The following is a 13162-nucleotide window of genomic DNA, read 5'->3' on the forward strand; positions in this document are numbered from 1 at the left end:
CGCTGCCCCGCCGATGCGGGGCGCCGGCCACCGTCCCTGGCTGCCTTGGTCCGCCGCCGTGATTCAACGGCAAGGCTCAACGCCGCGGCCGGCGCGCGGGCCGGTTCTCGCCGGCCCGCCCCAGCGCCCGCGCAAAGCGGGCCACGCCATCGTCGATGCGCTCGCACGGCACGCCGCCATACCCCAGCACCACCGCCGGCGCCGCCGCTCTGGCGGCATCGGGCAGATAGTACGGCTGCCCCAGCACGATGCCTTCGTCGCGGGCCGCCTCGGCCAGACGCGGCACCGACACCTTGCGGTCGAGCTGCGCATAGACATGCAGCCCGGCCCGCGCTTGCGACAATTGCACCTGGTCGCCGACGCGCGCCGCCATCGCCTCGCGCAGCACGATCTGGCGGCCGGCATACTCGGTGCGCATGCGCTTGATGTTGTGCGAGAAATGGCCGTCCGCCATGAAATCCGCCAGCGCCGCCTGCAGATGCAACTGCCCCGGCCGATAGATGCTGGCGCAGGCCCGCGAGAACGACTCGGCCACCTGCGGCGGCACCACCATGTAGCTCATGCGCAGGCCGGCGAACATGGTCTTGCTGAAGGTGCCCAGGTAGATCACGCGGCCGTCGGCATCCAGCCCCTGCAACGACGGAATCGGCGCGCCGTCGTAGCGGAACTCGCTGTCGTAGTCGTCCTCCAGCACCCACAGCCCGCGCGCCCGCGCCGCCTGCAACAGTTCCAGGCGCCGCGCCAGCGGCATCACCACGCCGGTCGGGTACTGATGCGACGGACTCGTAATCAACAGCCGCGCGCGGCGCGGCAGCTTGCTGGCCGCCAGGTCCAGGCCCTGCTCGTCGACCACGGCGGCATGGGCGCGCACGCCCGCCGCCCCCAACACCGGCGGAAAGGCCCAGTGGCACGGGCTTTCCACCAGCGCGGCGTCGCCCGCCCCCGCCAGCATGCGCGCGCACAGGTCCACCGACTGGTGCGTGCCCGCCGTGACGATGACCTGCTCCGGCTCGCACACCACGGCCCGCGCCAGCCTCAGATAGCTGGCGATGGCCTCGCGCAGCGGCAGAAAGCCCGCGCCGTCCTTGGCATAGCCCGACAGCGCCAGGTTCGACTTGCCCAGATGGCGCGACACCAGCCGGCGCCACAGGTGGAACGGAAACAGGCTGGCGTCGGCCACGCCCGGCACGAATGCCCCGGTGTGCTGGCCCAGTCCGGCCGCGCCGCCGGCGATGCCCTCGCCGCGCGTGGACAGGCCCGGCACGTGGCGCTGCGCGAGCCCTGGCGAGGCCGGCGGCAGCAGCGGCCGGTCCACCGTCTTCTCGACGAAGGTGCCGCTGCCGCCGCGCGCGCTCAGGTAGTTCTCGGCGATCAAGCGTTCGTACGCCAGTGTCACCGTGATGCGCGAGATGCCCAACTCCTGCGCCAGCACGCGCGAGGACGGCAAGCGCTGCCCCGCCACCAGCGTGTGGTCCAGCACGCCGCGCCGCACGATGTCGTAGATCTGCTTTTGCAGCGGGTCGGCCGACTCGCGCGAGAGCGCGCCGGAAAGCAGGTCGGCGAGCAGGACTTCCTTCATGAAGTGGACCTATCTCTGATTGGATTGTGGCTATACAAGATATAGCCAGTAGTTGCTATCGTCAACGCCGTATCCAATGCGGCGCCACCGTGGAAAGCCGCGACAAACAAGGGGAATTCCATGCAAGACCAGAATGGCCGCAGACAGCCGGTCAGGGCGGCGGCCGCCGCTTTCTTCGGCACCATGATCGAGTGGTACGACTTCTACTGTTATGCCACGGCGGCCGCCCTGGTGTTCGGCGACGTGTTCTTCGCCACCAACGATCCCTTCATGGGCACGCTGGCCTCGCTCGGCACCTTCGCCATCGGCTTTTTCGCGCGGCCGGTGGGCGCGGTGCTGTTCGGCCATCTCGGCGACCGCGTCGGCCGCAAGCAGAGCCTGGTCATCACGCTGCTGCTGATGGGCCTGGCCACCACGCTGATCGGCCTGCTGCCGTCATACCATTCGATCGGCCTGACCGCCGTGGTGCTGCTGGTCGCGCTGCGGCTGGTGCAGGGCATCGCGGTGGGCGGCGAATGGGGCGGCGCGGTGCTGATCGCGGCCGAACACGCGCCGCCCAAGTGGCGCACCTTCCTGGCCTCGGCGCCGCAGTACGGCAGCCCCATCGGCCTGATCCTGGCGACCGGCGTGTTCCGCCTGGTGTCCGACCTGCCCAAAGAGGACTTCCTGTCGTGGGGCTGGCGCCTGCCCTTCATCATCAGCGGCGTGCTGGTGCTGGTGGCCTTCGTCATCCGCCGCGGCGTCAACGAAAGCCCCGAACTGGAAGCGCGCCTGAAGGAAAAGAAAAAGGAAAGCACCGCTCCCATCAGCATGGTGCTGCGCGAACGCAAGCGCGCGCTGCTGCTGGGCATCGGCCTGTGCCTGCTGGGCATCTCGGGGTTCTACTTCGTGACCACGCTGATGATCACCTACACCACCACCTACCTGAAGATCACGCGCAGCCAGATCCTGGACGTGGTGACCTGGGCCGGCGTGGTCGAGCTGATCAGCTTCCCGATCGCTTCCTACATCGCCACCCGCGTCGGCGAGCGCCGCTTCCTGATCTGGGTCACCGCGCTGTCGACACTGTGGGCGGTGCCGATGATGATGCTGATCCTGACCGGCGACATCCAGAACATCGCCATCGGCATCCTCACCGCGATCTTCCTGATCGGCGCCTACTACGCGGTGCTGGCGCCCTACCTGCCGCTGGCCTTCCCCGTGGAGATGCGCTACACCGGCATCTCGCTCAGCTTCCAGCTGTGCGGCGCGATCTTCGGCGGCACCACCCCGCTGGTGGGCCTGTGGGTGGCGCACACCTTCGGCCTGACCTGGCAGCCGATGGCGCTGATGTTCGCCATCATCGCCGGCGCCAACCTGCTGTGCGCGATCTACCTGCCGACGCCGGAGCGGGAGGCGGCGCGCATGCGGGGCGGCGCGTTGGGCGCACGGCCGCAGGGCCGGGCGCTGTAGTGTCCGATGCATTGACCATGACGCGGTGCCGGCGGGATTCGATGCCCGCCGGCGCGGCGTTCATATGTGCCTGCCCGATGCCACATCACCGGGCTGTCACCGCCCTCACTTCACACTCGCCACCGCATCCAGGATCACCCGCGCCACCGCTTCCGGCTGCGATTGCTGCGGCACGTGGCTGGCCTGCAGCTCCGTGACCTTGGCGCCGATGCGCTTGGCCATCTGCTGTTGCAGCGCCGGCAGGATCATGCGGTCGTGGTTACTGACGACGAACCACGACGGCCTGGTCTTCCACGCGGCGGTCGACACCGCCTCGCCAAAGGCGCTGGCCTTGATCGGGCCCTGCGTGGCCGCCATCACCCGGGCCTGCGCGGCCGGCACATCCTGCGCGAAATCGCGCGCCAGGCCGGCGGGCGACAGGCTCAGCCAGCCGTGGCTGTCGGCGCCGATGCTGTCCGAACCCGGCGCCTTGGGCGTGCCTTCGGTCAGCGTCGCCACCGACTGGCCGGCATCGGGCGCGAAGGCGGCCACGTAGACCAGGCTGGCGACCTTGGGATGGTTACCGGCCTCGGTGATCACCGTGCCGCCCCACGAGTGGCCGACCAGCACCACCTTGCCGGGCTGGTTGTCGATGGCGCGGTTGGCGGCGGCCACGTCGCCGGCCAGCGACTCCAGCGGGTTCTGCACCGCCTGCACCTGCACGCCCTTGGCCTGCAGCAGGGCGACCACCTTGGCCCAGTCCGAGCCGTCGGCGAAGGCGCCGTGCACGATCACCACGGACGGCCGGGCGGCGGACGGCTCGGCGGCGAACGATTGCGAGACGGGCGCGGCGAACAGGCCGGCTACCAGGAGGGAGGCTGCGATAATATGGCGCTTCATGACGATTCCTTTTTTCGGGATCAAACGCCGACGTGGCGCTTGCTGGATGCCAGTGTCGTTTTCCCGCCGATGGCGCGGTATCGGATGATTGACCGATGCGCCGTCTCCCCGCCCTGCCCGCCGCCCCCTTCATCGCCCCGCCCGTCCCCATGATCGCCGATAGCGCCATAGAACTGACCGACGCCGTGCTGGCCATGGCTTTCATCGGCGACCTCAGCATGGGCCGCGCCACCGACCATTCGCGCCGCACCGCCTGCCTGGCGGGCCTGCTGGCCGCGGCGCAGGGCATGGATGCGGCCGGCCAGGACCACGCCCGCGCAGTGGCGCTGCTGCGCTGGTCCGGCTGCACCGCCAACGCCGGCGGTTTCGCCGAACTGCTGGGCGACGACGTCGCCTCGCGCGAGGCCATGATGGCGCAGACGCTGCCGCCGCTGGACGCGCGCACGCAGTCGCTGATCGTGCCGCTGGCGCTGATCCATTGCGAGATTTCCGGCGACGTGGCCGTCAGCCTGGGCATGCCGCAGGCGGTCGTGACCGGGCTGCGCCACGCCTTCGAACGCCACGACGGCAAAGGCATGCCGCTGGCGCTGGACGGCGCGGCCGTCTCGCCGCTGGCCTATGTGGTCAACGCCGCCAGCGACCTGGAAATCCTCAGCCGCGCCCATGGCCGCGACAGCGCGCTGGACTTCCTGCGCCAGCAGGCCGGCGCCAAGTATCCGGCCGAGATCGCGGCGTTGGCGATTCGCCATGGTCCGGCCTGGCTCGACCAGATGGACGCCGATCCGCCCGATGGCGCCGCCTGGAATCTCGCTGGCGGCCAGGCCGCCGCGCCCGCCGCGCTGACCCTGCTGGCCGACGTGGCCGAGCTCAAGCTGCCGTGGCTGGCGGGCTATTCACGCCGGGTCGCGGCGCTGGCCGTGGCGACCGCCGCGCGCCTCGACCTGGACGCCGCGACTCAGGCGCGGCTGCAGGCGGCCGCGCTGGTCCACGGCATTGGCCGCGCGGCGCTGCCGAACCGCTTGTGGAACACCGCCGGCAAGCTGACGCCGGACCAATGGGAACAGGTGCGCCTGATGCCCTACTGGACCGCCCGCGCCGCTCGCCAGATCAAGGGTTTGAGCGCGGCGGCCGAACTGGCCTCGTACGCCTACGAGCGGCTCGACGGCAGCGGCTATTTCCGGGGCGCGGCGGGCGCCGCGCTCGACCGCCCGCAACGCGTGCTGGCCACCGCCGTGACACTGCAGGCGCTGCTCGAGGACCGCCCTTGGCGCCGCGCCCTGTCCCTGCGGGACGCGGCCCGCGCGCTGCGCGACGAGGCCGCCGCCGGCCGCTACGACGCCGATGTCGCCGAAGCCGCGATCGCCGCGGCCGGCGGCGAACCGGCAGCCCCGCGCCGCGCGGCCTCGCCGCTGTCGCAGCGCGAACTGGAAGTGTTGCGGCAGGTCAGCCTGGGCGCCAGCAACAAGGAGGCGGCGCGCGCCCTGGACATCAGCCCCAGCACCGTGCGCACCCACCTCGAAAGCGTGTTCCGCAAACTCGACTGCTCCACCCGCGCGGCGGCCACGCTCAAGGCGCTGACCTCGGGGCTGCTGTAGGGCGCCGCCAGGCGCCGCGATGACGGACGCGGACAGCGCTCAGCGCTGCGCCAGCGCGCGCAACGCGTCGTAGGTTTCGCGCTCGTCCTGGTTCTCGCCGTAATCGCTGAGCTTGACGATCACCACCTGCCTGCCCGGATGAACATACAGGTATTGGCCGTGGATCCCGACCGCCGCGAAGTCGGGACCGCCCGCCGGATCGCGCTGCCACCATTGCGCGGCATAGCCCCAGCCATCCACCGCATGCGGCGCCGGCCGCGCGATGCGCGCCAGCCAGGCGGCGGGCACCACGCCCTGCCCCTGCGCCGCCAGCAGCACCTGCTGGCCGATGCGGGCGAAGTCGCGCGCGGTGGCGTTCAGGCAGCAGAATGCCTTCTCGATGCCGCCTGGCCGGTCCAGGTTCCAGGTGGCGGCGGACTCAGCGCCCATCGGATGCCACAGCCGCTCGGCGAGCAGGTCGGCAAGCGGGCGGCCGGTCACCCGCGCCAGCGCCATGCCCAGCAGCTGGGTGTCGATGCTGCGGTAGTCGCCCGCGCTGCCCGGCGTGAAATGCATGCGCCGATGCGCGCGCACAAAGCCGGCCAGGTCGCGCGTCAGGTACATGCGCGCGGTGCCGGTGAAGGGCCAGTAGGCGCGGTAGTTCTCCGACACGTCGATGCCCGAGGCCATGTCCAGCAGCTGTCGCACGGTGATGCGGTCGTAGTCGCCGGCGCCGGCCAGCTCGGGCAGCAGCGCGACCAGGCGGTCGTCCTCGCGCAGTTCGCCGCGCGCGATCGCCTGGCCCACCAGCAGCGACACCACCGACTTGGCCATCGACCATGACGACTGCGGGTCGGTTGCGTTCACGCCGGGCCGGTACCACTCGTACACCAGCCGGCCGTCGCGCAGCACCACCAGGGCATTGGTGGCGGTGCCGCGCAGGAACTGGTCGAACGGCATCTCGGCGCCTTTCCACGGCACCGTGGCGGGCGGCGGCCAGGCGCTGGCCGCCAGCGCTGACGGCGTGGCCGAGGCCGGCACCACCCGCACCGGCAGCAGATCACCGCGGCGCGACGGCGCCGACGCCTCCAGCCGCCACAACGTGTGCGGCGGCGGGATCTCCATTACCGCGGTCGCCGCATAGGCGGCGGCCGTCATCGCGGCCAGCCCCAGGGCCAGCCGCCAAGCGGTCCGGCCCGGGCGGCGGGCGCGCGCGGGCGTCATGCGGGAGGTCGGGTCCGTTGCCATGGCGCGGATCATGCCAAGTCCGCGCCGATTGCACAACAGGCGCCGCGCAATCGCCGCCCGCGCATGGCGCCGGCCTCGTCGGCCGGGAGATTCAAGTCCCAATGTATCAACCCGCCCGCTCCGTACATTGCGACACCTCCGACCCCGCGCGCCTGGCTACAACGGCTCCACGCCCTTTCACTCACCTTGACCGGAGTCCCCCGCCATGCCCGATCCCATCGACACCCAACGCCGCCGCCTGCTCGGCACCACCTCGGCCCTGGCCGGCGCCAGCCTGCTGAGCCTGGGCCTGAATGCCCGCGCCATGGCGCAGGTCACCCCCGCCGCCCCAAGCACAACCACCCCCAGCGCCGCTCCCTTTGCCGGCATCCGCCAGATCCGCGCCGGCGACCTGGACATCGGCTACGTCGACGCCGGCCTGGCCAACGGCCCGGTCGCCATCCTGCTGCACGGCTGGCCCTACGACATCCACAGCTTCATCGACGTCGTGCCGCGCCTGACCGCCGCCGGCTACCGCGTCGTCGTGCCGTACCTGCGCGGCTACGGCTCGACCCGCTTCCTGTCGGCCGATACCGCGCGCAACGGCGAGCAGGCGGTGGTGGCGGTCGACATCATCGCCTTGATGGACGCGCTGAAGATCGGCAAGGCCGTCATCGCCGGCTTCGACTGGGGCGCGCGCACCGCCAACATCATGGCCGCCCTGTGGCCGGAACGCTGCCAGGCGCTGGTGTCGGTCAGCGGCTACCTGATCGGCAGCCAGGAAGGCAACCGCAAGCCGCTGCCGCCGCAGGCCGAATTCCAGTGGTGGTACCAGTTCTACTTCGCCACCGAACGCGGCGCGGCCGGCTACGCCGCCAACGTCGACGCCTTCAACAAGCTGATCTGGCAACTGGCCTCGCCGCAATGGCGCTTCGACGACGCCACCTACGCGCGCAGCGCCCGCGCCTTCGCCAACCCCGACCACGTCGCCATCGTCATCCACAACTACCGCTGGCGCCTCGGGCTGGCCCAGGGCGAGGCGCGCTACGACGACCTGGAGCGGCGCCTGGCCGTCGCGCCGAAGATCGCGGTGCCGACCATCACGCTCGAGAGCGACGCCAACGGCGCGCCGCATCCCGCGCCCGCCGCCTACGCCGGCCAGTTCACCGGCAAGTACCGGCACGTCGACGTCACCGGCGGCATCGGCCACAACCTGCCGCAGGAAGCGCCCGAGGCCTTCGCCGACGCGGTGCTGCAGGTGACGCGGCTGTGACGTGAAGAAAGCACGATTGTGATAGCAATGTGATAGTAAAGTGATAGCGCCGCGTGTCCGCCGGACAACAACCGGCGGACACGGCGTTGACAGCGTCATCATCGTTGCCTTAGGATGCGCCCTTGCCTTTCAACAACCCCTTTCTTTCCGGGTGCCAACGTGTCTGCCATTCGTCAATTCGCCTAAACGCCGACGACTACCTTCCGGTAATCGCGGTCAGCCTGTCCATTCACGCGGCTCGACCTTCCCGGTCTTGAGCGCGACCCGCGGCAGGCGCGGTTCCGGAACGCGCAACACATCCCCCCTCGCTTCCCTTCCCCGCAAGACCGCGTCGTCGGCTTCCCCACTTTTCCTGGAGAAGACCCATGACGCCGGATTTCCGCGCCTGCGCGCAATCCCTTGAACTGTTCCGCTACCCCCGCACCCCGCACCTGGAAGGCTCGCGGCTGCAGGAAGGCGACCACGGCCACGACCACGTGCCTTACCGCGACCTGCGCGGCCTGCGCCTGGTGGTGGAAGAGAAACTCGATGGCGCCAACACCGGCATCAGTTTCAGCCCCGCGGGCGACCTGCTGCTGCAATCGCGCGGCCACTACCTGGTGGGCGGCGGGCGCGAGCGCCAATTCAACTTCATCAAGGCCTGGGCCCAGGCCCACGCCGGCTGGCTGCTGCAACGGCTGGAAGACCGCTACGTGATGTACGGCGAAACGCTGTCGAAAAAACACTCGGTGTTCTACGACGCGCTGCCGCACCACTTCTTCGAGTTCGACGTGCTCGACCGCCGCACCGGCGCCTTCCTGTCCACCGCGGCGCGTCGCGAACTGCTGGCCGGCGGCCCGGTGCTGTCCGTGCCCGTCCTGTACGACGGCCTGGCGCCCGCGCGCCTGGCCGACCTGAAGGCCCTGCTGCGGCCCTCGCTGGCCAAGACGGCGCGCTGGCGCGACGCGTTCGAGGCCACCGTGCGGCGCGAGGGCCTGGACCTGGCGCTGGCCTGGCGGCAATGCGACAAGTCGGACCTGTCGGAAGGCCTGTACATCAAGGTGGAGGCCGACGGCAGGACGCTGGGCCGATACAAATGGGTGCGCGCCGACTTCGTCCAGGCCATCCTGGCCGCCGACAAGCACCATTCCGAGCAGCCCTACGTGCCCAACCAGCTCGCGCCCGGCGTCGACCTGTACGCCCCGCGTCCGCGGGTGGATTGGGACACGCTGCGCGGCGACAAGGAGGCATCATGAACTACGAGCAACTGCGGGCCCTGGCGCCCGCCGCCGGCCAGGCGCCGGACTTCGCGGCCTGTCTGGCGGCCTTTCCGGCGCTGGAGCTGGCCAAGGCCACGCCGCAGGACCCGCGCTACCACGGCGAAGGCGACGTCTGGACCCACACGCGCATGGTGGTCGAATCGCTGCTGGCGCTGCCCGATTATCAGGCAGCCAGCCGCGCCGATCAGGAGATCGTGTTCCTGGCGGCGCTGCTGCACGACGTCGCCAAGCACGCCACCACGGTGATCGATCCCGTCAGCGGCGCGATTTCGCAACCGGGCCATTCCGCCCGGGGCGCGGTCGACGCGCGCATCGCGCTGTGGGACGCGGGCGTGCCCTTCGCCGTGCGCGAGGCCATCTGCCGCCTGATCGCCGTGCACCAGGTGCCGTTCTTCGCCCTGTCCGGTTCCCGTCGCGGCAAATCGGTGGAATTCATCGTGCGCGAGCTGTCGTGGCAACTGAGCATTCCGCTGCTGGCGATGCTGGCCGAGGCCGACATGCGCGGCCGCATCTGCCGCGACCAGCAGCAGGTGCTGGACAACATCGCGCTGTTCCGCGAGGCCGCGCGCGAGGAAGACTGCTACGGCCAGCCGCGGCGCTTCGCCGACGCGCACACCGCCGTCAGCTACTTTCGCGGCGCCGACGTGCATCCGGACTATCCCCTGTTCCAGGAGCCAGGCTCGCGCGTCATCGTCATGGCGGGCCTGCCAGCCAGCGGCAAGAACAGCTGGGTGGCGGCGCATCACCCCGACCTGCCGGTGGTGTCGTTCGACGACGCGCGCGAAGCGCTCGGCCTGGCGCACGGCAAGAACGAAGGCAAGGTGGCGCACCTGGCGATCGACCGGGCCAAGGCCTTGCTGCGCGCGCACCGCCCGTTCGTCTGGAACGCCACCAACCTCAGCCAGTTGATGCGCAAGAAGACGCTGGACCTGCTGTACGCCTACCACGCCGAGGTCGAGCTGGTGTACCTGGAGCAGCCGCGCGCCGAGCTGCTGCGGCGCAATGCCCGGCGCGACACGTCGCTGCCCAACAAGACCCTGCTGGGCATGCTGCACCGCTGGGACCTGCCGCTGCCGACGGAGGCGCACCGGGTGGTGTACGCGGTCTAGCCGGCCAGCCACCACCGCGTTCGACGCGCGCGGCGGCGGAGCGCGAACGCCCATTCGCCTACGCCTGCTCCGGCAGATAACCGCTGTAGCCCATCAGCGTGGACAACCGCTGGGCGACGTTGCCGACGATCTCCTGCACCTGGGCGATGCTGGGCGATTCCTTGCGGTCGATGCGCTCGATGTGGGGCACGTTGATGGCGGCGATGACCAGGTTGCCCACGCCCATCACCGGATAGGCGACGTTGGTGATGCCGCGGATCTGGCGGCTGGGCATGCAGGCGCAGCCGTTCTTGCGCACGTCCGCCAGGATCGGGAACAGTTCGCCCGGGTCCGATTCCAGCTCGCCTTCCACCTTGATGTGGGCGGCCAGCATGCGGGTGCGCTCGACCTCGTCGCGGAACGCCAGCAGCACGTGGCCCGAGGACGTGTCGGTCAGACCCATCATCACGCCCACCTTCAGGCCGAACGACCAGCGCTCGGGACTGTCGACCTGCGCGATCACCACCACCCGGCCGGCCTGGTAGACCGCCAGGTGGCACGACTGGCGCGCGCGGTTGGCCAGTTCGCGCAGCAGCGGCAGCGCCACGCTCACCAGCGACTTGAGCGGTTGCTGGCGGTGCGCCAGCTCGAACATCTTCAGCGTCAGCGTGTAGCGGTCGTTGTCGTCGACCTGCACGAAGCCGCGCCGCTGCAGCGTCACCGCCATGCGGAAGATCTCGCTGACGCTGCGGCCGATCTTCTGCGCCAGCTCGGCCAGCGTGTAGCCGGCCGGGCTGGCGGCCAGCGCCTCCAGGATGTCCAGCCCCTTTTCCAGGGCGGGCGCGGCGTAGCGTTGCGCGCCCGGCGCGTCGGCGGCGTCGGCCTCGGTCGGCGTGGAATCGGCGGGGGAAATCTTGGAAGCGGTCATGGCGTCGGCGTTGGAGTGAAACCCGATTTTATTCGGCCCGGCTCCAGGCCCGCAGGGCCTGCCGCTGTTCGCCCAGGCCGGCGATGCCCAGGCGCATCTCGTCGCCCGCCTTCAGGTACACCGGCGGCTTCTGGCCCAGGCCCACGCCCGGCGGCGTGCCGGTGCTGATGATATCGCCCGGCATCAGCGACATGAAGCGGCTGATGTAGCTGACCAGCGTCTTGACGCCGAACACCATGGTGCGGGTGCTGCCGTTCTGGAAGCGATGGCCGTTCACTTCCAGCCACATGTCCAGGTTCTGCGGATCGGCGACCTCGTCGCGCGTCACCAGCCACGGGCCGACCGGCGCGAAGGTGTCGCAGCCCTTGCCCTTGTCCCACTGGCCGCCGCGCTCGATCTGGTATTCGCGCTCGGACACGTCGTTGACCACGGTGTAGCCGGCCACGTAGTCCATGGCCTCGCTTTCTTCCACGTACGAGGCCTTCTTGCCGATGACCACGCCCAGCTCCACTTCCCAGTCGGTCTTGACCGAGCCGCGCGGGATGATCACCGGGTCGTTCGGGCCGCTCAGCGACGAGCTGGGCTTGAGGAACAGCACCGGCTCGGCCGGCACCGGCAGGCCCGATTCGGCGGCGTGGTCGGCGTAGTTCAGGCCGACGCAGACGATCTTGCCGACGCCGTTGACCGGGCAGCCGTAGCGCACCGCGCCGTCCACACGCGGCAGGCTGGCGGGGTCGAGCTGGGCCAATCTGGCCAGCATCGCCGGGGCGATGGCGGCGGTGTCGATGTCGGCCACCACGCCCGACAGGTCGCGCAGCGCGCCCTGGGCGTCGATCAGGCCGGGTTTTTCCTGGCCGGGCTGGCCGTAGCGTACGAGTTTCATGCGGAATCCTTGAAAGGGAACAAAGCGGGGCGGCGGCTCAGTTGGACCAGCCGCCGTCGATAACCTGGATGGTACCGGTAGTGAAAGCCGATTCGTCGCTGGCCAGGTAGACCGCCAGCGCGGCCACCTCCTCCACCCGGCCGACGCGGCCGATGGGCTGGCGCGCCACGAAGGCGGCGCGCACCGCGGCTTCGTCGCTGCCCTGCTGGCGCGCCTGCGCGGCGATGCGCTCGCGCAGCGAGGGCGACTCGACCGTGCCGGGGCAGATCGCGTTGCAGCGGATGCCGCGCGCCACGAAGTCCGCCGCCACCGCCTTGCTCAGCCCGATCACGGCGGCCTTGGAGGCGCCATAGACGAAGCGGTTGGGCACGCCCTTCACGCTGGAGGCGGCCGAGGCCATGTTGATGATCGAGCCGCCGCGTTCCAGCATCAGCGGCAGGTAGGCGCGGATGGTGCGGTACATGGCCTTGACGTTCAGGTCCATGCTGAAGTCCCAGTCGGCCTCGTCGCAGTCCAGCACGGTGCCGGCGTGGACGAAGCCGGCGCAATTGAACAGCACGTCGACCGCGCCGGTCTCGCGCGCGCAGTCGGCCACGGCGGCGCCGTCGCGCACGTTCAGCACGCGAGTGCGCAATCCGTCCAGGCCGGCCTCGCGCGCCTCCTTCGCCAGGTCGGCCAGCGCCGCCTCGTTGATATCGGTGGCCCAGACCTGGGCGCCCTCGCGCGCCATGGCCAGGGCGCTGGCGCGGCCGATGCCGTTGCCGGCTGCGGTCACCAATGCGCGCTTGTCTTGCAAACGTAGGGTCATGTCTCGTCTCGTCGGTGGGGAACGTGGCGCGGCGCCGGAGCGGCGTGCATTATCGTGAAATTCAATTTTATTAATGAAATAACATTAGAAGAATTTCAACGCCCCAACAAGACAGGGATTTTAAGTATTTACCCTATATTTCTTCTCACTCCTGAGCTTTCAAACAAATTTCGCGGGGCCAAAATATGGAAAATAAATTTTATCAATGAAAT

Annotated in this window: 11 protein-coding genes; 5 read left to right on the forward strand and 6 right to left on the reverse strand. The window is 69.9% G+C overall.

Going from position 1 to position 13162, the window contains the following annotated elements:
• Positions 1-76 precede the first annotated feature (76 nt).
• Positions 77-1579 (reverse strand): MocR-like pyridoxine biosynthesis transcription factor PdxR, encoded by a 1503-nt coding sequence (gene pdxR / locus AC6CR5_RS11480; RefSeq protein ID WP_498085635.1) that lies wholly within the window; start codon positions 1577-1579, stop codon positions 77-79.
• A 120-nt stretch (positions 1580-1699) separates the two neighbouring features.
• On the opposite strand from pdxR, the gene AC6CR5_RS11485 reads away from it, so the two are divergent.
• Positions 1700-3031, forward strand: coding sequence for an MFS transporter (locus AC6CR5_RS11485; protein WP_498085636.1), 1332 nt, complete (start codon positions 1700-1702; stop codon positions 3029-3031).
• 105 nt (positions 3032-3136) lie between these two features.
• Here AC6CR5_RS11485 and AC6CR5_RS11490 read toward each other — a convergent pair whose 3' ends face one another.
• On the reverse strand, positions 3137-3910 hold the full coding sequence (locus tag AC6CR5_RS11490) for an alpha/beta fold hydrolase (protein WP_047991378.1): 774 nt from the start codon (positions 3908-3910) through the stop codon (positions 3137-3139).
• 149 nt (positions 3911-4059) lie between these two features.
• Here AC6CR5_RS11490 and AC6CR5_RS11495 point away from each other — a divergent pair, with 149 nt between their 5' ends.
• Positions 4060-5505, forward strand: coding sequence for an HD domain-containing phosphohydrolase (locus tag AC6CR5_RS11495; protein ID WP_045953642.1), 1446 nt, complete (start codon positions 4060-4062; stop codon positions 5503-5505).
• 39 nt (positions 5506-5544) lie between these two features.
• Here the strand turns inward: AC6CR5_RS11495 and AC6CR5_RS11500 are convergent, their stop codons facing one another.
• Positions 5545-6732 carry a serine hydrolase domain-containing protein gene (locus AC6CR5_RS11500; RefSeq protein ID WP_498085637.1) on the reverse strand — a complete coding sequence of 396 codons (1188 nt, stop codon included), beginning with the start codon at positions 6730-6732 and terminating at the stop codon, positions 5545-5547.
• 205 nt (positions 6733-6937) lie between these two features.
• Here AC6CR5_RS11500 and AC6CR5_RS11505 point away from each other — a divergent pair, with 205 nt between their 5' ends.
• The 3 genes from AC6CR5_RS11505 to AC6CR5_RS11515 all read left to right on the forward strand — a co-directional run bounded on the left by AC6CR5_RS11505 (position 6938) and on the right by AC6CR5_RS11515 (position 10352).
• The gene (locus AC6CR5_RS11505; protein ID WP_498085638.1) at positions 6938-7984 is read left to right on the forward strand and encodes an alpha/beta hydrolase; all 1047 of its coding nucleotides are present in this window, start codon (positions 6938-6940) and stop codon (positions 7982-7984) included.
• Between the two features lie 365 nt (positions 7985-8349).
• The gene (locus tag AC6CR5_RS11510) at positions 8350-9219 is read left to right on the forward strand and encodes an RNA ligase family protein (RefSeq protein ID WP_054516179.1); all 870 of its coding nucleotides are present in this window, start codon (positions 8350-8352) and stop codon (positions 9217-9219) included.
• Positions 9216-10352: an AAA family ATPase gene (locus AC6CR5_RS11515; RefSeq protein WP_026383313.1), complete on the forward strand. Its 1137-nt coding sequence runs from the start codon at positions 9216-9218 to the stop codon at positions 10350-10352. Before AC6CR5_RS11510 ends, AC6CR5_RS11515 begins: the two co-directional genes overlap by 4 nt.
• Before the next feature lie 58 nt (positions 10353-10410).
• Here AC6CR5_RS11515 and AC6CR5_RS11520 read toward each other — a convergent pair whose 3' ends face one another.
• From AC6CR5_RS11520 to AC6CR5_RS11530, 3 genes are read right to left on the reverse strand one after another with little or no spacing between them, the layout of a single operon-like run.
• The gene (locus tag AC6CR5_RS11520; RefSeq protein WP_498085639.1) at positions 10411-11259 is read right to left on the reverse strand and encodes an IclR family transcriptional regulator; all 849 of its coding nucleotides are present in this window, start codon (positions 11257-11259) and stop codon (positions 10411-10413) included.
• Between the two features lie 28 nt (positions 11260-11287).
• Positions 11288-12142: a fumarylacetoacetate hydrolase family protein gene (locus AC6CR5_RS11525; protein WP_006387177.1), complete on the reverse strand. Its 855-nt coding sequence runs from the start codon at positions 12140-12142 to the stop codon at positions 11288-11290.
• Positions 12143-12179: 37 nt separating this feature from the next.
• Positions 12180-12950, reverse strand: a complete 771-nt coding sequence (locus AC6CR5_RS11530) for an SDR family oxidoreductase (protein WP_020928760.1) — start codon at positions 12948-12950, stop codon at positions 12180-12182.
• Positions 12951-13162 lie beyond the last annotated feature (212 nt).

This window comes from Achromobacter sp. EG18 (assembly GCF_059759395.1).